Source organism: Ideonella margarita, from assembly GCF_038066635.1.
Classification (GTDB): Bacteria; Pseudomonadota; Gammaproteobacteria; order Burkholderiales; family Burkholderiaceae_C; genus Ideonella; species Ideonella margarita.
On sequence record NZ_JBBUTI010000017.1, the window covers coordinates 22,050 to 44,841 of the forward strand.

At 66.0% G+C, this 22,792-nt stretch carries 21 protein-coding genes; 10 read left to right on the forward strand and 11 right to left on the reverse strand.

The genetic code is table 11. The annotated features are described in order from the left end of the window. Positions 1–26 precede the first annotated feature (26 nt). The 10 genes from AACH00_RS18860 (at position 27) to AACH00_RS18905 (ending at position 12,191) form a co-directional block, all read left to right on the forward strand. Positions 27–1,442, forward strand: a complete 1,416-nt coding sequence (locus AACH00_RS18860) for an aspartate aminotransferase family protein (RefSeq protein ID WP_341400733.1) — start codon at positions 27–29, stop codon at positions 1,440–1,442. A 165-nt stretch (positions 1,443–1,607) separates the two neighbouring features. Next, positions 1,608–2,723 carry a polyamine ABC transporter substrate-binding protein gene (locus tag AACH00_RS18865; RefSeq protein ID WP_341400734.1) on the forward strand — a complete coding sequence of 372 codons (1,116 nt, stop codon included), beginning with the start codon at positions 1,608–1,610 and terminating at the stop codon, positions 2,721–2,723. Between the two features lie 18 nt (positions 2,724–2,741). Beyond that, a complete protein-coding gene (locus tag AACH00_RS18870; protein ID WP_341400735.1) occupies positions 2,742–3,857 on the forward strand; it encodes an ABC transporter ATP-binding protein in 1,116 nt (371 codons plus the stop codon). 8 nt (positions 3,858–3,865) lie between these two features. Next, positions 3,866–4,795 (forward strand): ABC transporter permease subunit, encoded by a 930-nt coding sequence (locus tag AACH00_RS18875; protein WP_341400736.1) that lies wholly within the window; start codon positions 3,866–3,868, stop codon positions 4,793–4,795. Next, positions 4,795–5,640 carry an ABC transporter permease gene (locus tag AACH00_RS18880; RefSeq protein ID WP_341400737.1) on the forward strand — a complete coding sequence of 282 codons (846 nt, stop codon included), beginning with the start codon at positions 4,795–4,797 and terminating at the stop codon, positions 5,638–5,640. The genes AACH00_RS18875 and AACH00_RS18880 overlap by 1 nt, the downstream gene beginning before the upstream one ends. A 55-nt stretch (positions 5,641–5,695) precedes the next feature. After that, positions 5,696–7,039 carry a DUF3138 family protein gene (locus AACH00_RS18885; RefSeq protein ID WP_341400738.1) on the forward strand — a complete coding sequence of 448 codons (1,344 nt, stop codon included), beginning with the start codon at positions 5,696–5,698 and terminating at the stop codon, positions 7,037–7,039. A gap of 190 nt (positions 7,040–7,229) precedes the next feature. Beyond that, the gene (locus tag AACH00_RS18890; protein WP_341400739.1) at positions 7,230–8,720 is read left to right on the forward strand and encodes an aldehyde dehydrogenase; all 1,491 of its coding nucleotides are present in this window, start codon (positions 7,230–7,232) and stop codon (positions 8,718–8,720) included. 4 nt (positions 8,721–8,724) lie between these two features. Beyond that, positions 8,725–10,053 carry a type III glutamate--ammonia ligase gene (glnT, locus tag AACH00_RS18895; protein WP_341400740.1) on the forward strand — a complete coding sequence of 443 codons (1,329 nt, stop codon included), beginning with the start codon at positions 8,725–8,727 and terminating at the stop codon, positions 10,051–10,053. A 40-nt stretch (positions 10,054–10,093) separates the two neighbouring features. Next, positions 10,094–11,227 carry an ABC transporter substrate-binding protein gene (locus tag AACH00_RS18900; RefSeq protein WP_341400741.1) on the forward strand — a complete coding sequence of 378 codons (1,134 nt, stop codon included), beginning with the start codon at positions 10,094–10,096 and terminating at the stop codon, positions 11,225–11,227. Positions 11,228–11,270: 43 nt separating this feature from the next. Further along, complete coding sequence (locus AACH00_RS18905; protein WP_341400742.1) at positions 11,271–12,191, forward strand: DMT family transporter; 921 nt, start codon at positions 11,271–11,273, stop codon at positions 12,189–12,191. A 16-nt stretch (positions 12,192–12,207) separates the two neighbouring features. Here AACH00_RS18905 and AACH00_RS18910 read toward each other — a convergent pair whose 3' ends face one another. The 11 genes from AACH00_RS18910 to rbfA form a co-directional block, all read right to left on the reverse strand. Then, the gene (locus tag AACH00_RS18910; protein WP_341400743.1) at positions 12,208–12,876 is read right to left on the reverse strand and encodes a hypothetical protein; all 669 of its coding nucleotides are present in this window, start codon (positions 12,874–12,876) and stop codon (positions 12,208–12,210) included. Between the two features lie 42 nt (positions 12,877–12,918). Further along, positions 12,919–13,437 (reverse strand): hypothetical protein, encoded by a 519-nt coding sequence (locus AACH00_RS18915; protein WP_341400744.1) that lies wholly within the window; start codon positions 13,435–13,437, stop codon positions 12,919–12,921. Positions 13,438–13,495: 58 nt separating this feature from the next. Further along, on the reverse strand, positions 13,496–14,386 hold the full coding sequence (locus AACH00_RS18920; protein WP_341400745.1) for an S-methyl-5'-thioadenosine phosphorylase: 891 nt from the start codon (positions 14,384–14,386) through the stop codon (positions 13,496–13,498). Continuing rightward, positions 14,383–15,357 (reverse strand): tRNA dihydrouridine(20/20a) synthase DusA, encoded by a 975-nt coding sequence (dusA, locus tag AACH00_RS18925; RefSeq protein ID WP_341400760.1) that lies wholly within the window; start codon positions 15,355–15,357, stop codon positions 14,383–14,385. Before dusA ends, AACH00_RS18920 begins: the two co-directional genes overlap by 4 nt. Positions 15,358–15,399: 42 nt before the next feature. Then, positions 15,400–16,284, reverse strand: coding sequence for an alpha/beta fold hydrolase (locus tag AACH00_RS18930; protein WP_341400746.1), 885 nt, complete (start codon positions 16,282–16,284; stop codon positions 15,400–15,402). 30 nt (positions 16,285–16,314) lie between these two features. Continuing rightward, the gene (locus AACH00_RS18935; RefSeq protein ID WP_341400747.1) at positions 16,315–17,265 is read right to left on the reverse strand and encodes an esterase/lipase family protein; all 951 of its coding nucleotides are present in this window, start codon (positions 17,263–17,265) and stop codon (positions 16,315–16,317) included. Positions 17,266–17,339: 74 nt separating this feature from the next. Beyond that, positions 17,340–18,479, reverse strand: coding sequence for an enoyl-CoA hydratase/isomerase family protein (locus tag AACH00_RS18940; protein WP_341400748.1), 1,140 nt, complete (start codon positions 18,477–18,479; stop codon positions 17,340–17,342). A 73-nt stretch (positions 18,480–18,552) separates the two neighbouring features. Beyond that, on the reverse strand, positions 18,553–19,440 hold the full coding sequence (locus tag AACH00_RS18945; protein ID WP_341400749.1) for a DMT family transporter: 888 nt from the start codon (positions 19,438–19,440) through the stop codon (positions 18,553–18,555). Positions 19,441–19,536: 96 nt separating this feature from the next. Next, on the reverse strand, positions 19,537–21,363 hold the full coding sequence (gene typA, locus AACH00_RS18950) for a translational GTPase TypA (protein ID WP_341400750.1): 1,827 nt from the start codon (positions 21,361–21,363) through the stop codon (positions 19,537–19,539). A 16-nt stretch (positions 21,364–21,379) separates the two neighbouring features. Beyond that, positions 21,380–22,399, reverse strand: coding sequence for a tRNA pseudouridine(55) synthase TruB (truB, locus tag AACH00_RS18955; protein ID WP_341400751.1), 1,020 nt, complete (start codon positions 22,397–22,399; stop codon positions 21,380–21,382). 9 nt (positions 22,400–22,408) lie between these two features. Continuing rightward, positions 22,409–22,774 carry a 30S ribosome-binding factor RbfA gene (rbfA, locus tag AACH00_RS18960; protein ID WP_341400752.1) on the reverse strand — a complete coding sequence of 122 codons (366 nt, stop codon included), beginning with the start codon at positions 22,772–22,774 and terminating at the stop codon, positions 22,409–22,411. Between the last annotated feature and the right edge of the window lie 18 nt (positions 22,775–22,792).

A 22,792-nucleotide genomic window follows, 5' to 3' on the forward strand; every position in this document is an offset into this window, starting at 1 on the left:
GTGGCTTCTCTAACGGAACATCCACCATGCAAGACAACACCATCGTCATCCAGGCCCCTGCCGTGGCAAGCAAGCGCAGCACCCGCGAATGGCAGCAAGCCGACGCTGCCCACTTTCTGCACCCGTTCACCGACTTTGGTGCACTGGCCAAGAAGGGCTCGCGCATCATCACCAAGGCCGAAGGCATCTACCTCTGGGACAGCGAGGGCAAGAAGATCCTCGACGCGATGAGCGGCCTGTGGTGCGTGAACGTGGGCTATGGCCAGAACTCACTGGTGGAAGCAGCCACGCGCCAGATGAAGGAGCTGCCCTTCTACAACGCGTTCTTCCAGACGGCCACGCCGCCGGCCATCGAGCTGGCCGAGCTGCTGGCTGAAGTCACGCCGCCGAACTTCCAGCATGTGTTCTTCGCGGGCTCCGGCTCCGAAGGCAATGACACGGTGGTGCGCATGGTGCGCCGCTACTGGGACATCCTCGGCCAGCCCGAGCGCAAGGTCATCATCAGCCGCAAGAACGGCTATCACGGCTCGACGATGGCCGGCGCCTCGCTCGGCGGCATGAGCTACATGCATGCCCAGGGCGGCCTGCCGATCCCCGACATCACCCACATCGACCAGCCCTACTGGCACGAGCACGGCCACGGCATGGACAAGGCCGAGTTCGGCAAGGTCGCTGCCTCGTGGCTGGAGAAGCGCATCCTCGAAGTCGGTGCCGACAAGGTGGCCGCGTTCATCGGTGAGCCGGTGCAAGGCGCCGGTGGCGTGATCGTGCCGCCGGCCACCTACTGGCCTGAAATCCAGCGCATCTGCGACAAGTACGGCGTGCTCATCGTCTCTGACGAAGTCATCTGCGGCTTTGGTCGCACGGGCAACTGGTTCGGCTGCGAGACCCAGGGCTTCAAGCCCGACCTGATGACCTTCGCCAAGGGCGTCACTTCCGGCTACATCCCGCTGGGCGGCGTGATGGTCGGCGACCGCATGGCCAAGGTGCTGATCGAGCAAGGCGGCGACTTCAACCACGGCTATACCTACTCCGGTCACCCGGTGGCGTCTGCCGTTGCCGTGGCCAACATCAAGCTCATCCAGCAACTCAAGCTGGTGGAGCATGTTCGCGACGATGTCGGCCCGTATCTTGCTCAGCAATTTGCGTCACTGAAAGACCATCCACTGGTCGGTGACACCGAGACATGCGGGCTGATGGGAGCGATTCTGCTGGTCAAGGACAAAGCCAAGAACACGGCCTTCCCGGCCGAGATCGACATTGGCATGGTCTGTCGCGGTCATTGCTTCGGCAACGGTTTGATCATGCGTGCGGTTGGCGACCGCATGATCATCGCCCCGCCGCTGGTCATGAACCGCGCGCAGATGGACGAGATGATGTCCCTGATCCGCCGCTGCCTCGATCTGACCCTGGCCGACGCAACCCGCAACGGCTGGCTCTGATCAAGGTTTTGTGGCCATGCACACACACCGCGCTTCCCCGGATGCCTGCCTGCTCGACCCGTCTCTAGACTCGCACGCTAATGGTGCTTGGTGTGTGCCCCAAAGCCACCCGCTCCTGCCTTTGTTGACCCACCAACCTTGATCCCCTCCGGAGGTCTTTCCATCATGAAGTTCAGTTCCATGCGCACCCTGATCTCGCTGGCCGCTGCGGCCCTGACCCTGGCCAGCGGCAGTGTCCGTGCCCAGGAAGAGGAAAAGGTCCTCAACATCTACAACTGGTCCGACTACATCTCCGAAGAAACCATCAAGAACTTCGAGAAGGAAACCGGCATCAAGGTGCGTTACGACAATTTCGACAACAACGAAATCGTCCACGCCAAGCTGGTGGCAGGCAAGACGGGCTACGACATCGTCGTGCCGTCGTCGAACTGGGCCAAGCTGCAGATCGATGGCGGCCTGCTGCGCAAGCTCGACAAGAGCCAGTTGCCGAACCTGAAGAACCTTGACCCGGCGGTGCAGGCGCAACTCGCGGCCATGGACCCGGGCAATGATTTCCTGGTGGACTGGCTGTGGGGCTACACCACGGTGGGTATCAACGTGGACAAGGTCAAGGCTGCGCTGGGTGGCATGCCCATGCCTGAAAACGCCTGGGACCTGGTCTTCAAGCCCGAGTACATCTCGAAGCTGAAGTCGTGCGGCGTGTCCTTCCTCGACTCGGCCACCGAAGTGGTGCCGGCCGCCCTGCACTACCTGGGCAAGCCGTCGTTCAGCAAGGTGCCTTCTGACTATGCGGCCGCCGGCCAGCTGCTGAAGTCGGTGCGTCCGAACGTCACGCTGTTCTCGTCGTCGGGCTACATCAACGACCTGGCCAACGGCTCGATCTGCCTGTCGCTGGGCTGGTCGGGTGACATCAACATCGCCCGCCAGCGCGCCATTGAAGGCAAGACGGGTCAGAACATCCAGGCCCTGCTGCCGTCCACTGGCGGCCTGCTGTTCTTCGACGTCATGGCCATTCCGGCCGATGCCGCCCACCCGAACAACGCGCACAAGTGGATCAACTACGTGATGCGTCCGGAAGTGCATGCCGCACTGACGAACAAGGTGTTCTACGCGAACCCGAACAAGGAATCGCGCAAGTTCGTGAAGCCCGAAGTGGCCAGCAACCCGACCGTCTTCCTGTCTGACGCAGAGATGAAGAAGATGATCCCGCCGGGCTCGCTGAACAACGACCTGCGCCGTCTGATGACGCGCACGTACACCTCGTTCAAAACCGGACTGTAAAAGGCAGCACGCCGCATCATGACGCTCACTCCCGCCAGCGCACCGCGCACCGATACCGCGTTCCTGCAGATCCAGGACGTGGTCAAGGACTTCAACGGTTACAAGGCCGTCAACCACGTCAGCCTCGACATTGCCAAGGGTGAAATCTTCGCCCTGCTCGGCTCGTCGGGCTGCGGCAAGACGACCCTGTTGCGCATGCTGGCGGGTTTCGAGACCCCCACTTCCGGCCGCATCATCCTGAATGGCCAGGACCTGTCCGGCTTGCCGCCTTACGAGCGGCCGCTGAACATGATGTTCCAGTCGTATGCGCTGTTCCCGCACCTTTCCGTGTGGGACAACATCGCCTTCGGCCTGCGCCGTGACGGCCTGCCGCGTGACGAAGTGGCGGCCCGCGTTGATGCCATGCTCAAGCTGGTGCAGCTGACCAAGTTCGGTCAACGCAAGCCGCACCAGTTGTCGGGCGGCCAGCAGCAGCGCGTGGCCCTGGCCCGCAGCCTGGCCAAGCAGCCGCAGATGCTCTTGCTCGACGAGCCGCTGGGCGCACTCGACAAGAAGCTGCGCGAGCAGACCCAGATCGAGCTGGTCAACATCATCGAGCAGGTCGGCGTGACCTGCGTGATGGTGACCCACGACCAGGAAGAGGCCATGACCATGGCGTCCCGCATCGCCGTGATGAGTGAAGGCCGCTTCCTGCAGGTCGGCACGCCGGGCGACATCTACGAAACCCCGCAGACCCGCTTCGTGGCCGACTTCATCGGCAACGTGAACCTGATGGACGGCGCGGTGTCGGTGGACGAGCCCGACCACGTCATCATCGATTGCGCAGATTGCAGCCACTACGTGGGCCACGGCATCACCGGCACGCTCGGCATGCCGGTGACGGTGGCGCTGCGCCCCGAGAAGATCTCGTTGACGCGCGAGCAGCCGGCGGACACCCGCAATGGCGTGCGCGGCAAGATCGAGGAGCTGTCTTACTTCGGCAGCTTCACGGTGTACCGCCTGAAGCTGGCCAGCGGCGCCATGCTGAAGGTCAGCATGGCCAACACCGTGCGCCAGCGCGCCGACGAATTCACCTGGGGTGATGAGGTCTGGGCGCAGTGGTCGGATTCGGCACACGTGGTGCTCACCACCTGAGGTCACGCATGCGCAACCTCCTCCACTCACTGACACGCCTGCTCCGGGGTCGCACGGGCGTCATCGCCGTGCCTTACCTCTGGCTGGTGGTGTTCTTCGTCTTCCCCTTCCTGATCCTGGCCAAGATCAGCGTTTCCGAAATGGAAACCGTGGTCTTCAAGGACCTGATCACCTACAAGGACGGGCTGCTGGCGCTGACGCTCAAACTGGGCAACTACGTCTTCATCACCGAAGACGCGCTGTACTACAAAACCTACCTGGCCAGCCTGAAGTACGCGGCTGTCACCACGGTGCTGTGCCTGTTCATCGGCTACCCGTTCGCCTATTTCATGGCACGCGCCAAGGCCACGGTGCAGCCCACGTTGCTGATGCTGGTGATGCTGCCGTTCTGGACCTCGTTCCTGCTGCGCGTGTATGCCTGGAAGGGCCTGCTGTCGGAGAACGGCTGGATCTCTGATCTGCTGATCAACACGGGCATCGACAAGGTGCTGGCCATGTGGGGCTTGATCGCCGCACCGGGCAACCTGATGAACTCGCCGTTCTCGCTGGTGCTGGGCATGATCTACACCTACCTGCCCTTCATGATCCTGCCGCTGTACTCCAACCTGGCCAAGATGGACTTGCGCCTGCTGGAAGCGGCGGCTGACCTGGGCGCCACGCCCTGGGTGGGCTTCTGGAAGATCACGGTGCCGCTGTCGAAGGCCGGCATCATCGCCGGCTCGATGCTGGTGTTCATTCCCTGCGTCGGCGAGTTCGTCATCCCCGAGCTGCTGGGCGGCCCGGAGACGCTGATGATCGGTCGCGTGGTGTGGGACGAGTTCTTCTCCAACAACGACTGGCCGATGGCGTCGAGCGTCGCGGTCGTCATGATCCTGCTGATCATCGTGCCGCTGGCCATCTTCAACAAATACCAGGCGGAAGCCCAGGAGGCACGGTGATGTTGCGTCTGTCTCCCGCGTTCAATCAACGCTTCGGCAAGGCATGGCTGCTGGCCGGTTTCGTGTTCCTGTACCTGCCCATCGTGGCACTGGTGCTGTTCTCGTTCAACGACTCACCGGTGGCCAACGTCTGGCGTGGCTTCACCTTCAAGTGGTATGCCGCATTGGCGAGCGACACCGAGATGCTGGCCGGCCTGTGGCTGTCGATGAAGATCGCCTTCTTCACCGCCTGCGGCTCGGTCGTGCTGGGCACCTTCGCGGCCTTTGCGCTGGTCAAGTACAAGCGCTTCTTCGGCCGCACGCTGTTCTCCGGCATGGTCAATGCCCCGCTGGTGATGCCTGAAGTGGTGGTGGGTCTGTCGCTGCTCCTGATGCTGGTGATGGTGCAGCGCGCCATCGGCTTCCCCGAGCGCGGCGCCTTCACCATGTGGCTGGGCCACCTGCTGCTGGGCATGTCGTACGCCACCGTGGTGGTGCAGGCCCGTCTGCAAGAGCTGAACCCGCAGCTGGAAGAAGCCGCGATGGACCTCGGCGCCAAGCCGCGCCAGGTGTTCTTCCTGGTCACGCTGCCGATGATCTCGCAGGCGCTGATGTCGGCCTGGCTGCTCACCTTCACGCTGTCGCTCGACGACGTGGTGCTGTCGGCTTTCCTGTCCGGCCCCGGCGCCACCACCATGCCGCTGGTCATCTTTTCCCGTGCCCGGCTGGGCCTGAACCCGAGCGTCAACGCGGTGGCCACGGTCATCGTGGTGATCGTGGCGCTGGGTGTGGTTGCAGCCAGCTACATGATCGCCCGTGCCGAACGCCGCCGTCAGCAGGAAATGTCTGCTGCCTCGCGGCAATGACGCCCCTTTGAAGACCCGACACCCCCTGATCCCACCCGCCAGAAGGAAATCCAAGATGAAGTTTCTGCGCCCCTCCCTGCTTGCCGTGGCCATGGCTGCGGCCTTCCCGGCGATGGCCCAGTCCAATGCCGACCTGCTCAAGGAACTGCAGTCCCTGAAGGGCCGCATTGCCGATCTGGAGCAGAAGCTGGCTGAAAAGCCGACCCAACCCCAGTGGGGCATGACGCCCGAACAATCGGCCGAGTTCAACCGCATCGCAGTGAAGACCGAAGCCATGCAGGACAACTTCACCGACCAGGGCTACAAGGGCCTGAAGGTGTCGGGCTACATGGAGCCGGTGTTCATCTGGAACAAGGGCCAGAACCGCGCTGGTGTCCAGTTCCTGAACCAGCAGGCCGACGGCTTCTCCTATGACACCTCGTTCATGGGCACCGCCGCGATCGACTTCACCAAGGAAACCGAAAGCGGCACCATCTGGAAGCTGACGCTGGCGCCCAACCGCGGCGTTGGTGCGGCGATTGATGGCAAGAGCATCGTCCAGGAAGCCACCGTCTCTATCCCGCTGGGCGACCTGCAAACCCGTCTGATCGCCGGTCAGATTCCGGACTGGTCGGGCTACGAGTACCAGCAGCCGACGCTGAACCCGTTCACCAGCCACAACCTGCTGTATGACTTCACCCTGCCGATCGGCTACACGGGTGTCGGCATGGACATCAAGGACGGCAAGTGGTGGCTTCGCAGTGCCGTGGGCAATGTGAACTCGACGATCAAGGCCAGCGGCCAGAAGTCGCCGATGCTGGCCTACCGCGTCGACTACGCCAAGGGTGAGTTCAACGGCTTCGGCTTCGCCGGCATGCACGGCAAGGCCGCCAACTTCAACCTGGACGGCGGCGTCACCACCGCGCACCTGTTCGAAGTCGACGGCTATTTCACCCGCGGTGACTGGACCTTCCAGGGCCAGCTGAGCTATGGCCAGCAGAAGCAGGCGTCCATCACGCCGGATGCCGACGGCAACCTGCGTGACGCACGCTGGGTGGGTGTGTCGGGCCTGATGGGCTACATGTTCACGCCGCGCCTGCAAGGCCTGGTGCGCGCCGACTACATCAACAACGCCAAGAACGGTGGCGGCCTGTTTGGCTACACCGGCGTGCAGGACGTGGATGCCGGCGTGTACGCCGACACCCGCAACGGCATCGGCGCCACCGCGGAAGACCCGGACCGCGGCGCCAACCGCTACGCCCTGACCGTGGGCCTGAAGTACGCCTTCGACACTTCCACCACCATGAAGGTGGAACTGCGCTATGACGGCGCTGACCGTGCCGTGTTTGAAGACGTGAAGTCGGGCACGCTGAAGAAGAACAACCAGATGCTGGCGACGTCGCTCGTCGTGGCGTTCTGATGACAGCGTTCTGACGAAGGCTGGCTGGCGGCAACGGGGCCTTGTGCCCCGCCGCCAAGCAGGCTCTTCGCAGCACAGACACGGAACGGGCCGCTACCACGCGGCCCGTTCATTTGGTGCGCGGCCACTTGAGGCCGGCGCAGCCCTGCCGCCACGAGCGGCATGACACAACAAAGAAGGATCACTCGCCATGACTGCTTCCACCTCCTGGGCGCAACGCGCCACTGAACTGCGGCTGGACGGCCGCGCCGTGATCGACGGCCAGCGCGTCAGCGCCGTCGACGGCCAGACCTTTGCCAAGCACTCGCCCATCGACAGCCGCTTCCTGACCGACGTGGTGCGCGGCCAGACGGCCGACATCGACGCCGCCGTGCGTTCCGCCCGCGCCGCTTTCGACGACCGCCGCTGGAGCGGCAAGGCTCCGGCCGTGCGCAAGAAGATCCTGCAGCGCTTTGCCGACAAGATCCTCGGCGCAAAGGACGAACTCGCCCTGCTGGAAACGCTGGACATGGGCAAGCCCATCCAGCACTCGCTGGGCGTGGACGTGCCTTCCACCGCGCGCTGCATCGCCTGGTATGCCGAAGCTGTGGACAAGGTCTATGACGAGATCGCACCGACCGGCGACAACGCGCTGGCCCTGATCACCCGCGAAGCCATGGGCGTGATCGGCGTCATCGTGCCGTGGAATTACCCGATGATCATGGCCGCCTGGAAGCTGGGCCCGGCCCTGGCCGCCGGCAATTCGGTGGTGCTCAAGCCCAGCGAAAAGAGCCCGCTGACCGCCTGCCGCCTCGCTGAGCTGGCCGTGGAAGCCGGCATTCCGCCGGGCGTGTTCAACGTGGTGCCCGGCTACGGCCATGAAGCCGGCGAAGCGCTGGCGCTGCACATGGACGTCGATGCCATCGGCTTCACCGGCTCCACCCGCGTGGGCCGCCGCATGCTCGACTATTCGGGCCGCTCCAACCTCAAGCGCGTCTACAACGAGCTCGGTGGCAAATCGGCCTTCGTGGTGTTCAACGACTTCGACGACATCGCCCGTGCAGCTCGCACGGTCGCTGGCTCGATGTTCTTCAACCAGGGCGAAAGCTGCAATGCGCCATCCCGCGTGCTGGTGCACGACAGCGTGGCCGACGAGTTCGCCGCCCTCGTGGCCGCAGAGGCACCGAAGTACGCGCCGGGTGACCCGCTGAACCCCAACACCGAGTTGGGTGCGCTGGTCGACGAGACCCAGCTCAAGACGGTCATGGGCTACATCGACGCCGGCCATGCCGAAGGCGCCACCTGCGCGGCCGGTGGCCGGCAGGTGCGGACCGAAACCGGCGGCTTCTATGTGGAGCCGACCGTGTTCACCGGCGTGTCGAACGAGATGAAGATCGCCCGCGAGGAAATCTTCGGCCCGGTGATGAGCGTCCTGCGCTTCAAGACCGAGGAAGAGGCGGTGGCCCTGGCCAACAACTCGAACTACGGCCTGCAAGCCAGTGTCTGGAGCCACAACATCAACCGCGCCCACCGCGTGGCCAAGGCCCTGCGCGCCGGCACGGTGCACGTCAACCAGTACGACGAGGACGACATCACGGTGCCCTTCGGCGGCTACAAGCAGAGCGGCAACGGCCGCGACAAGTCGCTGCACGCCTTTGACAAGTACACCGAGTTGAAGACCACCTGGATCCGCCTGGACTGAGCCCATGAAAGACCTGGCCCGCCAACTCGAAGCCGCCGGGGTGCACACCCTGCTGGCCCAATTCACCGATGTTCATGGCGTGGCCAAGGGCAAATACGTGCCGCTGGCACACCTCGACGACCTGCTGCGCACGGGCGCGGGCTTCGCCGGGCCTTCCATCTGGGGGACCGGCTTGCCGCGCACCGGCGCACGGGCCGAGTACTACGCGCGGGCTGACGCCGCCCTCATCAAGCCGATGCCCTGGCAGCCCGGTTATGCCCGGGCCGTGTGCAGCGGCTTTGTCGATGGCCAGCCCTTCGAGGCCTGCCCGCGTCAGGTGCTGCAGCGCGCCACCCAGCGCCTGGCTGAGCGCGGCTGGACCCTGAAAACCGGCATCGAGCCGGAGTTCTTCCTGCTGCGCCAGGAGGCGGGCAAGTGGGTGCCGGCCGATGATGCAGACCGGCTGGACAAGCCCAGCTATGACCTGCGCAGCCTGCCCCGCCAGGCAGAGTTTCTCGACGCGCTCAACCGCACGCTCACGGCCTGGGGCCTGGATGTGCTGCAGCTTGACCACGAAGACGCACACAGCCAGTTCGAGGTGAATTTCGCCTTTGACGAAGCGCTGGCGAGTGCCGACCACCTGATCGGCTTCAAGCTGGCCGCGCAGGCGCTGGCCGAGGCCCGGGGCATGGTCTTCTCGATGATGCCCAAGCCGTTCGCCAACCAGCCGGGCAGCGGCATGCACTTCCATGTGTCGCTGTGGGACGAGGCCGGCCGCGGCCTGTTTTCGCCCGAGGCGGGCAGCGGTGCAGATTTGTCCGAGCTGGGCCGCCATTTCATTGCGGGCGTGCTCGCGCATTCACCGGCACTGTGCGCGCTGGCCGCCCCCACGGTGAACAGCTACAAGCGGTTGGTGGTCGGCGAAAGCCTGTCGGGCACCAGCTGGGCGCCGGCCTATGTGGCCCATGGCCCGAACAACCGCACGGCGGTGGTGCGCACCCTGCCCGGCCGCTTTGAATGGCGCTTGCCCGACGCCAGTACCAACCCGTATCTGGCCACGGCAGCGCTGATTGCCGCGGGCCTCGACGGCATCGACCGCCGACTCGACCCCGGCCCGGCGTGCACAGACGATCTGTTTCAGATTCCGCTCGGTGACATCCGTGCGCGCGGCATTCCTGTGTTGCCACAATCGTTGTCAGAAGCCGTGCAGGCCCTGCAGGCCGACGAGGTGGTGTCCGCCGCCCTGGGGCCCGTTCTGACCGCCGAGTTCATTCGCCTCAAGCAGGCCGAGTGGACTGCCTATGCACGGCATGTGAGCGATTGGGAGTTGAGCAGGTATGCCGCGATGTTTTGATGCCGAGCGCCGGCGCAGCCTTCTGGCTGCGGGGTGGTCGATGGCAGGGCTGTCATGGTCCTCCGGCGCGGGTGCTCAGGCCCAGGCCGGCGGCGGCGGGCCGATCCTGCTCGGCCAGTCCGTGCCCCTGTCCGGGCCGGCACAGCATCTGGGCATCGAATACCAGCGTGGCTGGCAGATGGCGATCGACGTGGCCAATGCGCAGGGCGGTGCGAACGGTCGTCGCATCGAGCTCATCAGCTACGACGATGCCTACGAGCCCGAGCGTGCCGAGGCCAACACGCGTGATCTGCTGGATGCCGACCGCGTGTTCGCGCTGGTGGGCTATGTCGGCACCGAAGCCACCCAGCGCAGCCTGGCGCTGGCCGTGAAGGCTGGGGTGCCGATGGTGGCGCCGCTCACGGGGGCTGAATCATTGCGCCGCCAGCCGACGCGCTGGCTGTGGCACCTGCGACCGGGGCTGGACGCGGAATTGGGTGTGGTGGCGCAGAACCTGTCGACGCTGATGGTGCAACGCGTGGCTCTGCTCATACAAGCGGACGCTGATGGCTCTGCCGGGCTGGAATCCTGGCGCAGCCAGGCGGCGGCGGTGAAGCTGCCGGAGCCCGTCGGGGTGATCAAGGTGCAGCGCAACAGCACCGGTCAGGTCGAGCTGAAGAACCAGGACTTGCGCGCCGCCACCCAGGCTCTGCTGGCGCTCAAGCTGCAGGCTGTGGTGCTGGTAGCCGCGTATGCCTCCACCGCCACGGTCATCCGCATGCTGCGCGAAGCGAACTATGCGGGCGGCGTCTACACCACGAGCCTGTCCAGCACCGCAGCCATGGGACCGTTGCTGGGGGAGCGCGCGGCCGGGGTCTCCATCACGCAGGTGGTGCCCTCGCCGTTTGATGCCGCCCGCCCGGTGGTGGCGGCTTATCAGTCGCGCTTGCGGGTGACCGGCAGCGCCGCGCCCGAACACGCATCACTCGAAGGCTGGGTGGCGGCGCAGGCCTGCATCGAGGCCTTGCGCCGCATGCCGCGCGGCGGCCGCCGTGACCAGTTCATGGCCGCACTGGAAGGCCTTGGCGGACTCGACCTGGGTGGCCTGACGCTGCGCTGGGACGCCCTGCACCGGCAGGCGCTCGGCCAGGTCAGCCTGATGGTGCTGGACGCCAGCGGCCGACCACGTCGATGAGGCGATACTGCCGGCCCCGCACCTGATTGAACTCGTTCCTCGCATGAATCAACGCCCTTGGCTGGCCTATGGCTACCTTGCCGCCAGCATGATCCTGGTTGGCAGCTATGTCGGACTGTCCCGTTCGCTCGTGGCGGTGTTCCCCATCTTCCTGCTGGCCTGGATGCGCTTCGGCCTCGCGGCCGTGGCCATGCTGCCGTGGTTGAAGCGACCGGCCGGCGAAGCGCCCTTGAGCCCGCGTGACCGCGTGCTGCTGTTCTGGGAAAGCTTCCTCGGCAACTTCATGTTCTCGATCTGCATGCTGTTCGGCGTAGCCGCCACATCGGCGGTGGCTGCTGGCGTGGTGATGGCGGGCATTCCGGCGGCGGTGGCCGTGCTCTCGCGCGTCTGGCTGGGTGAGCGGATCGAGCCCCGTGTGATGGCCGGCATCGGCTGCGCAGTGGCGGGTGTGGCTGCACTGGCCTTGGTGGCGGCGCCGGCGCATGGTGGCGCCGCTGGTGGTGCGTCAACAGCCGCCGCTGCGCCGCTCTGGGGCTACGCCCTGCTCGTGGCCGCCGTGTTCTGCGAGGCCAGTTATGTGGTGATCGGCAAGCAGCTCACCGGCAATGTCTCGCCCAAGCGCATCAGCGCACTGATCAACCTCTGGGGTTTGGCGCTGGTGACGCCCTTCGGCATCTGGCAGGCGCTCTCGTTCAACTTCCCCGCAGTGACGCTGCCGCAGTGGGGCCTGCTGGCGTTCTACGCCCTGGCTGCCAGCGTGATCACGGTGTGGCTGTGGATGAAGGGCCTGATGACGGTGCCGGCCCAGCAGGCCGGGGTATTCAGCGTGATGCTGCCGCTGAGTGCGACCGCCGTGGGCGTGCTGCTGCTCGGCGAGCCGCTGGGGCTCGGGCAGGTGATGGCCCTTGGCCTGGCCTTGGCTGGCCTGGTGCTGGCGACCTGGCCGCGCAAGGCCGGGGCCTGAGCGACCACGAGGATTCTCAAAGGCGCCAAGGCGCCGTGCTGATCTTCTCGTCGAGTGCACCGCCTGAGCGGCACTCGGGTGAAAAGTAGGTCTGGCTCTGGTGAGGGTACTGCTCGTTCCAGTAGAAAAGCGCAATGCTGCGCGCCACGTCGCGGCTGGCCCCCAGCGCCTCGGCCACTTCGAAGTTGCGCTGCACGGCCTGGCATTCAGCTTTGTCCTCGCGGTGCTCACCGGCCAGATGGCGCGCTTCGTGGGACACCACATGCAGCGCCTCCACCATCGGCCGCGGGTTGTCTGGCAGGCCCTTCTGGCGTTGCTTGAAGAACTCGGCCAGGCCCTGGCAGCTGTCGCGCCGCAACTGCGCCACGGTGTCGGGGCCATGCTCGGTCCACATCACATAGCCGCGGGCCATGTGCCCGTGTCGATCAAAGAACAGTGACCACAGGTTGCCGCACTCGTAGGTGACGGGCTGACCCAGCAGCCGGCTCATCGCCACCGAGGTGTCGCGCTCCATCGTGCGCACGCGGCGCTCGGGCGTGTCGGCCACCGCCCCTATCAGCAACACCACGCCAATCGGCATCCACGGGAACGCGGCCTTGCCGTCCCGGTTGCCCATGCTGTCGGCGCGCCACCAGTGCCAGACGTAGTAGCTGCAGAGTGCGGCGGTGAGCGTGATGACAACCATGAACTTCCGGTGCCTCGGGGGTTGGGTGTTTGACGGGCAGACTCAGCGGCGTGCGCGTGGCATCTGCGCGCTGGGGATGCGGTCGAGCGAGGTGATGACGGTGCGGTCCAGCCAATCTCGGAAGGCCGTGGTGTGTGCATCGGTGGCCGGTGCCAGCCACGCCATCAGGTCATCAACCTGCACACAGGTGGCAGCGGGCATGCCGATACGCTTGAGCCGGGCACCGTGCACCCGCGCCAGCACGGCGGCCGTGGGCAGGCGAGGCAGGATGCGACGCACATCGTCCACGTTCACCCAGGTGGGCTCGCCGACGCGACGGTGCACGTCCACCGGTATGCCTCGGAAGGCATAGAAGCGCGCCCGTGGCCGCAGCACGAGGAAGCGGACAAAACCGTGGGCGTCACTCGCCAGTTGAATCAGGTGCGAGGCCAGCGCCTTGCCGGCCAGCGGCGCACACAGCAGCAAGCCGAGCACGCCCATCCAGCTGTAAAGCCAGTAGGCCAGCGCGCCGATCACGCCGGCCACCGCCAGTGCTCTGGCGAGATTGCTGAAAACGCCCATGTCTGTTCGCCTGGTTCCTTGCTGGCGCGTGCAGCTTCGATCGATGACTGGGGCCGTTTCAGCCCTGCGCCTGCAACACCCGCCCGGCAATGCCTTGCAGGCGGTGGATCATCTCGGGGCTGCGGGCCGAGGGCGCGGTGATCAGCGCATGGTCCAGCGCAGAGCGGCAGCCACAGGCGGGGGCCTGCGTATCGGCATGCAACTGCGCCACCAGCCCGCTCACCAGCTGCCGGGCCTGTGCCGCATTGCCCAGCAGCACGCCGATGATGGCGTCCACGGTGACACTGTCGTGGCCGGGGTGCCAGCAGTCGAAGTCCGTGACCATGGCGACCGAGGCATAGCAGAGCTCGGCCTCGCGGGCCAGCTTGGCCTCGGGCATGTTCGTCATGCCGATCACGTCGCAGTTCCACGAGCGATACATCTGGCTCTCGGCCAGCGTCGAGAACTGCGGGCCTTCCATTGCCAGGTAGGTGCCGCCGTCAGCATGCGGCACTTCCTGGGCGGCCAGCTGGGCCAGCACATGGCGACCGAGGCGGTGGCACACCGGCTTGGCCATGCTCACATGCGCCACCAGGCCGGTGCCGAAGAAGGACTTCTCGCGGGCAAAGGTGCGGTCGATGAATTGATCGACCACCACGAAGGTGCCCGGCGGCAAGTCGGCGCGCAGGCCGCCCACGGCGCTCAGCGACAGCACATCGGTGCAGCCCATCTGCTTCAGGGCTGCGATGTTGGCCCGGTAGTTCACTTCGCTGGGCGGCACACGGTGGCCCCGGCCATGGCGTGGCAGGAACACCAGTTCCACCTCACCCAGGCGGCCGAAAAACAGCTCGTCAGACGGCGCACCCCACGGCGTGTCCACAGCCACCCAGCGGGTGTCGGTCAGGCCCGGCAGGTCATACAAACCGCTGCCCCCGATGATGCCGATGCGCCCGGTGGGCGGCGCGCTCATGCGGCCACCTCGCGCCGGTGTGCAATCGCATGCACCTGGCTGGCGGGCAGCGCCTTGAGGTGGTGGTCGCTCCAGACGCGGCGCCAGGTGCGCGCGCCGGGCAAGCCGTTGTACAGGCCCAGCATGTGCCGCGCGCCATGCGCCCAGGGCAGGCCCTGGCTCTCGGCTTGTCGGCCGAGGTACTCCACCATCGCACTCTCCACCGCTTCGCGGCTGTCGTGCGGGTTGGCATCCGCGCCCAGGAAGCGCGTGTCCCAGGCCGCCATCGACCAGGGGTTGTGATAGGCCTCGCGGCCCACCATCACGCCGTCCACATGCTGCAGTTGCTCGGCGATGGCGTCATCGCCCACCACGCCGCCATTCACGACGATGGTCAGGGCCGGGAAGTCGCGCTTCAGCCGGTGCACGAACTCATAACGCAGTGGCGGAATGTCGCGGTTTTCCTTCGGGCTCAGGCCCTTCAGCCAGGCATTGCGGGCGTGCACGATGAACACTTGGCAGCCGGCCTGCGCCAGCGTGCCGACAAAGTCGCGCACGAAGTCGTAGCTCTCGATCTGGTCGATGCCGATGCGGTGCTTGACCGTGACCGGGATCGACACCGCATCCAGCATCGCCTTTACGCCGTCAGCCACCAGGCTGCTTTCGGCCATCAGGCAGGCGCCGAAGGCACCGCGCTGCACGCGCTCGCTCGGACAGCCGCAGTTCAGGTTCACCTCGTCATAGCCCCATTGCTCGGCCAGCTTGGCGCAGGCGGCCAAATCGGCCGGGTCGCTGCCGCCGAGCTGCAGCGCCACCGGGTGCTCTTCGGTGTTGAAGTCGAGGTGGCGGTGCTGGTCACCATGCAGCAAGGCGCCGGTGGTCACCATCTCGGTGTAGAGGCGGCTGTGGCGGCTGATCTGGCGATGGAAATAGCGACAGTGTCGATCTGTCCAGTCCAGCATTGGGGCCACAGACAGGCGCCAGGGCGACATCAAAGGGGTTTGCGGGGCATTCACCCCACGATTATCCCTGCCCTACTCTGCCCGTGCACCGTTGCGCGTGATGCCGTCTGCCAGCCGGGGCATCAGGGCGAGAGGAAAGTCGTGGCCCATGCCTGGCACGAGGTCGATGGTGGCCCCTTTGATGTGCTGAGCCAGATGGCTGCCGCAGGCACTCGGCACCAGCGGGTCGGCAAGGCCGTGCATGACGTGGGTGGGCGCGCTGATGCGGGCCAGCAGCGGGGTGCGGTCGCCATCAGCGGCCACGGCCACCAGTTGCCGGGTGGTGCCGCTCGGGTGCCAGGCGCGCAGGATGCTGGCCCGGACCTGCGCTTCAAAGGCCGTCGGGTCAGGTGGATAGTCCGGGCTGCCAATCCGGCGGAACACATGCAGGCCGTGGGTGACGCGGGCCTGCAGGCTGTCATCGGCCGGACGGCTGAGCAGCACTTGCTGGGCCGCCAGCGTCGGACCCGGCAGGTGGCGGGCGCCGGCGGTGGTCATCAGCAACGTGAGGCTGCGCACGCGCTGCGGCCAGCTGGCCGCCACATGCTGCGCCACCATGCCGCCCAGCGAGGCGCCGCAGACATGCGCGCGCTGAATGCCGAGGGCGTCGAGCACGCCGACGGCATCGGCGGCCATGTCTGCCAGCGTGTAGGGTGGCTTGATCGGCATCCGCGTGAAATGCCGTGCGGTGGCCATCAGCATGTTGGGCACGCCGAGGTGATCGAAACCCTGGCTGAGGCCGGCATCGCGGTTGTCGAACCGGATGACCCGAAAGCCCTGCTGCAACAGCTGGCGCACCAGCACATCGGGCCAGGCGGTGAGCTGCATGCCCAGCCCCATGATGAGCAGCACAGCCGGCCCGCTGGGCGGGCCTTGATCGTCCACTTCCAGGGCGAGGCCGTTGGCGCTCAGTTGCATGGGGTGTGTCTGCTCAGGTCAGGTGGCTTGTCAGCCGGAGTTGGCCAGCGGGCCGCTGCCCGTGGCGCGGAAAAACCACTTGCGTGCGCCGCTGGCATCAAAGCGCTGCCAAGTTTCGGGCGTTTGCTGAAGCCGATCAGCCACAGCATAAAGCGCCAGCGGGTTCATGCCCATGCCGATGTGGCTGGCATGCACCTCGATGTTCTCGGTGTGCGGGTGATCGGGGTTGAGGCTGCATTGCCAGGCCACCACGCCATCGCTGCGCGAGTAGATCGAGGTGGTGGGCACCTCGGGCGACTGGCGGATCTGCTCGATCAGTTCGTGGTCGTGCGAGGATTGGCCGCTGACCAGCTCGAACAGCCGCCAGGCGTTGGTGGCCTTGGGGTGGCCGGTGAACGGCGAGCCCAGCGTGATGACGCAGCGCACCAGCTCAGGCGCTTCCTTGGCCAGCTCGCGGGCGTAAATGCCGCCGAGGCTCCAGCCCACCAGGCTCACCCGCTGGCCATGTTTGGCGTGCAGCTGTTTCAACTGCTGCAGGCAGGCGGCCATCACGCCTTCCTTCGGGCCGAAGTTGAAGCCTTGGTGCCAAGGGTGCACGTCGTAACCCAGCCAGGTCAGCAGCTGGCGCATGGGCACAGTGCTGAAGTCAGAGACGCCGAGGCCGGGGAACACGATGACCGGATGCCCGTCGCCGTCGGGCAGCTTGCGCATCCAGGGCAAGCTGGCCAGCAAGGCCGCGCACTCCCAGGGCGCGCGGGCCTCCAGCATGATCTTGGCCCAGTTGGGCGCAGTGGGGTGGGCTGCCGCGTCAGACGGCGCTGCGGCCTTGGCCCGGGCGTTCGCTTTTGCGTTTGTCACACCGGCTGAGCGGGCAGCGCGGCCCGGGCTGGCTGTTTTACGGACAGGCTTGCGGGCAGTCTTGCGGATGGTGGTGCCGGTTGCGGCGGCGGTGCCTTCAGGCACTTTGGAAAGCTTCGGCATGGCGTGCCATCTTAGCGAGGGCAAGCGCCCACAAATGGAGCGCTTGCCCTAGGACGGTGCCCTGCCCCGCAGGCTCAGTCCAGCTCTCGCAGCGGGTGCACGTGCTCGGGCCACGGGCTGGCGAAGAAGGCTTGCACCATCTCGGGGCTGACGTCTTCGGCATGGCTCGGGTTCCAGCGCGGCTGGTGGTCCTTGTCGATCACCAGTGCGCGGATGCCTTCCACGGTTTCGCTGGCCGTGCCGGGACGCAGCTGGAAGCAATGGCGCACCAGATCACGCTCCATGCGCAGGTCTTCCGCCAGGCTCATCTGGCGGGCGCGGCGCACCTGCTCCAGCGTCACGGCCATCATCAGTGGCGAGCGCTTCTGCAGCGCGGCCAGCGTCTGGCGCGCCCAGGTGCCCGGCCGCGCCTCCAGGGCCTGCAGGATGCTGGCGAGGTCGGGCAGGCTGAAGACGGCGTCGATCTCAGGCTGGTGCTCGGCCAGGCCATCTGCACCCACGGGTTGCGCCCAGGCCTGGACGGCATCCAGCAAGGTGTCTTCATCGTCCCACGGCGTGGCGCACAGCTCGGCCAGCATGGCGGGCAGGTCAGCGGCCGTCACGCGCAGGTCGGCCATGCCTTGGTGCACGGCGTTGTCGGCGTCCAGCACATGGCCGGTCAGCGCCAGGTATTCGCCCATGTGGCCCGGGCAGCGCGAGAGGAACCAGCCGCCGCCCACGTCCGGGAACAGGCCGATGTGGGTCTCGGGCATGGCCAGCTTGCTGTGCTCGGTGGCCACGCGCAAGGCCGCGCCCTGGCTGATGCCCATGCCGCCGCCCATGCACACGCCGTCCATCAATGCGATGTAGGGCTTGGGGTAGTGGTGGATCAGGTGGTTGAGCGCGTACTCCTCGGTGAAGAAGTCTTCGAGGCGTGGATCACCCGCCAGCGCGGCTTGATGGAAAAAGCGGATGTCGCCCCCGGCGCAGAAGGCCGGCGCCTTGCCTTCACGGCCGGCGCCCAGCACCACCACGGCCATCACCTGGTCTTCGTCGTGCCAGTGCAGCAAGGTGGTGGTGAGGTCGCGCACCATGTTGAGCGACAGGGCATTGAGTGCGCCCGGGCGGTTCAGCGTGATCACGCCGATGCGGCCGCGGACTTCGGCCAGCACATGGCCGTCAGCGTGCAGCGCCGGGGTCAAGGGCGCCGCGTGGGGGGTGTTCGTCGTCGTCATGTGGTGAGGTCTCCTGCAGGGCATTGTGCCGTTGTCAGATGTCACTTTCCGTGCGTCACGGGGTGGTTCGCGCTCAGGCGTTGGCGCGCTGGCGCAGAGCCAGCCATTCATTGACGGCCAGCGCGACCAGCACGAGCGAGCCGCCGCCCAGCACCGCCGCCGTGGGGCGCTCGTCCGAGCCTGCCCAGGTCCAGGCCACGCCAAAAAGGATTTCCAGCAGACCCAGCAAGGCTGCCTCCGGCGCTTTCAGCACCCGTCCGGCGGACACCGCCATCATGCAGGGAATGGCCAGCTGCACCACGCCGAGGCCGCAGAGCAGCAGCACATCGTGCAGCGAGGCTTGCATCGGCAAGCTCAGCGGCAGCGTGATCAGCGTTGACAAGGCAGCACCCAGCAGCACGGCGGGCGTCATGTCGCCCTGCCCTGCGCCGCCCTGGGCGTTGTGCTGCAGCAGCGTCCACATGCTGGCGCCGGCCACTGGCACGGTGAGTGCCACCAGCGTGCCCGCCATGTCGCTGGCACGGCCACCGGCCAGTTGTGAGCCGTACATCCAGCCGATGCCGAGCGCCGCCACCAGCATGGCCAGCCAGGTGCGCAGCGGCAGACGGTGGCCGAGCGCAAACCGGGCGATGAGCGCGGTGAAGATCGGGGCCAGCGCCATCGTCACCAGCACGTTGGCCACCGTGGTCAGCGTCATGGCGACCATGAAGGCGGTGAACATCACGCACCAGCACAGGGCCGACAGCCACAGCAGTCGCCCGCCGTGGCGGATGCGGTGGCTGAGCGCGCCCGCGCCGTCACGCCAGCACAGCAGAGCCAGCAAGGCCACGGCGTTGGCGGCGCTGCGCCAGAACGTCACCTCGAAGGCCGCGGCCGATTCAAGGTGCCGGGTGACGACCCCGGCGATGCTCCAGAGCAGCGTCACGATCAGCATGGTCAACACGGCACGGCGATGGGTCAACTTGTGTGCTTTCCAATGAAACAACGGCCCTCAAGAGGGCCGCTGCGGGGATGGGGCGAGGGGCGCGAAGGCCCCTCATGCGCTGAGCGCCCGGGCTCAGGACTCGCGCGAAGCACGCTTGCGGTCGTGCTCGCTCAGGTGTCGCTTGCGCACTCGAATGCTCTTCGGCGTGATTTCCACCAGCTCGTCGTCCTCGATGAACTCGACACCGTATTCCAGGGTCAGGTCGATCGGCGGCGTGATCTTGACTGCGTCTTCCTTGCCCGAAACGCGGAAGTTGGTCAGCTGCTTCGTGCGGGTGGCGTTTACGACCAGGTCGTTGTCACGGCTGTGGATGCCGACGATCATGCCTTCGTACACCGGGTCATTCGGCTTCACGAACATGCGGCCACGGTCGTCCAGCTTGCCCAGGGCGTAGGTGAAGATTTCACCGGCGTCCATCGAGATCAGCACGCCGTTCTTGCGGCCGGCGATGTCACCCTTGTGCGGCTCGTAGCCGTCGAAGATGTTGCTGATCAGGCCCGAACCACGGGTCAGGTTCAGGAATTCCTGGGTGAAACCGATCAGGCCACGGGCCGGGATGCGGTATTCCAGGCGCACGCGGCCACGGCCGTCCGGCTCCATGTTGACCAGCTCGCCCTTGCGCTCGCCCAGGGCCTGCATCACGCCGCCCTGGTGGGTTTCTTCCACGTCGGCGGTGACCAGCTCGATCGGCTCATGACGCTCGCCGTTGATGTTCTGGAACACCACGCGCGGCTTGGAGACGGCCAGCTCGTAGCCTTCACGGCGCATGTTTTCCAGCAGGATGGTCAGGTGCAGTTCGCCCCGGCCCATCACTTCGAAGATGCCGTCTTCGCTGGTTTCGCTCACGCGCAGGGCCACGTTCGATTGCAGTTCCTTCTGCAGGCGGTCCCAGATCTGGCGGCTGGTGACGTACTTGCCTTCACGGCCAGCCAGCGGGCTGGTGTTCACGCAGAAGTTCATGGTCAGCGTCGGCTCGTCGACCTTCAGCATCGGCAGCGGCGACGGGGTGACCGGGTCGGTCACGGTCACACCGATGCCGAGTTCCTCGATGCCGTTGATCAGCACGATGTTGCCCGGGCCGGCTTCGGTGACCTGCACGCGGTCCAGACCCTGGAAGGTCAGCACCTGGTTGACACGGCCCTTCGTGGCCTTGCCGTCCGGGCCTTCCATCACGACCACGTCCATGCCGGGGCGGACGCGACCGGCGTTGACACGGCCCACGCCGATGCGGCCGACGAAGGTGGAGTAATCCAGGGCCGAGATCTGCAGCTGCAGCGGGGCAGCCGGATCACCGGCGTGCGGCTGAACGTGCTTCAGCACGGTGTCGAACAGGGCCGACATGTCGGGGCCCCACTGCTCACCAGGCGTGCCTTCTTCCAGCGACGACCAGCCGTTGATGCCCGAGGCGTACACGACCGGGAAGTCGAGCTGTTCGTCGGTGGCGCCGAGCTTGTCGAACAGGTCGAAAGCGGCGTTGATCACGGCGTCAGGCTTGGCGCCCGGCTTGTCAACCTTGTTCACGACGACGATCGGCTTCAGGCCGAGGGCCAGGGCCTTCTTCGTCACGAAACGGGTCTGCGGCATCGGGCCTTCCTGGGCGTCGATCAGCAGCACCACGCCGTCGACCATCGACAGTGCACGTTCCACTTCGCCGCCGAAGTCCGCGTGTCCCGGGGTGTCGACGATGTTGATGTGGGTGTCAGCCCAGCTCACGGCGCAGTTCTTGGCCAGGATGGTGATGCCACGCTCACGTTCGATGGCATTGCTGTCCATCACGGTGTCGACCACCTTCTCGTGCTCGGCGAAGGTGCCGCTCTGGCGCAGCAACTGGTCAACCAGCGTGGTTTTGCCATGGTCCACGTGGGCAATGATGGCGATATTGCGAATCTGTCGGCTCATGATCGGCTTTCGGGGTTCAGGTAGTCATCAACGCCTGGACCTCGATCGGGCTCAGCAGGCGGTCGGCGATCAATTCGCCGGCGGTGATATGGCCACTGCCCAGGAAGGCAGTGGGTTCAGGGCCGTACACACGCACGGCGGGGTGGTCTGGCAGCTTGATGCGGCGGCGCAGACCGGTGAGAAATCGGGCGGCGTCTTCCGCGTTCAGTCGAACTTCCGGCCATTCGGTCAGCAGGCAGTCGGGTGAACGCAGCAGCGCGTCGCGTTGGGCTTCGTCCATGTCGGCCAGGGCCTCCAGGGACACCACGTCGTTGATAGACAGCGTGCCGCTGCCGGTCCGGCGCAGTGCAGCCAGGTGGGCGCCACAGCCCAGCACTTCGCCGATGTCTTCGGCCAGCGTGCGGATGTAGGTGCCCTTGGTGCATCGAACGTGGATCGTCAGGTGATGCCCGACAGGATCCCAGCTCAGCATGTCGATGCTGTGAATCGTCACGGTACGGGTCGGACGTTCGACCTCGATGCCGGCACGGGCGTATTCGTACAGCGCCTTGCCGTCCTTCTTCAGCGCCGAGTGCATCGGCGGAAGCTGGTCGATGGCGCCGGTGAAGCGCGCGCAGGCGGCTGCCAGCATGGCCTCGTCGACCTGCACGGGGCGCTCGAGCACCACTTCGCCTTCGCGGTCGCCGCCGACCGTGGTCTGGCCGAGCTTCAGCGTGGCCGTGTAGGCCTTGTCCGCGTCTAGGCTCACCTGCGAGAACTTGGTGGCAGCACCGAAGCAGATCGGCAGCAGGCCGGTGGCCAGCGGGTCGAGCGTGCCGGTGTGGCCCGCCTTCTCCGCCTTGAAGATGCGCTTGACCTTCTGCAGCGCGTCATTGCTGGACAGGCCGATCGGCTTGTCCAGCAACAAAATGCCATGCAGCGACCGGCGCGGGATGCGCACGGCGGGCGCACCACGACGACCGCCCGCGCGTGCGGGGCGTTCGTTGCGTTGCACCTGCGGAACGTCGCCGGTGTGGATGGGATCAGGAGCGTTCATGAAAAGGGATCAGTCTTCCTTGGCCCGGGTCGCATTGGCCTTGACGATCAATGCGCCCAGCTCGGCCGCGCGCTCGGTCGTCTGGTCAAACTTGAAATGCAGCGTGGGCACCGTGTGGATGGCCAGACGCTTGAACAAACCGTTTCGAACGAATCCGGCGGCCTCGTTCAGGGCGATTTCGGTCTCGACCGGATCACCGATCAGCAGCGAGAACAGCACCTTCGCGTGGGCATAGTCGGGCGTCACGTCAACGGCATTGATCGTGACCATGCCGATGCGGGGGTCCTTCAGGTCGCGGATGAGCTCGGCCACATCACGCTGGATCTGGTCGGCCACACGAAAGCTGCGGTTTGGAATTTTGCGTTTATGTCGCATGGATTTTCCTTTGCGCTG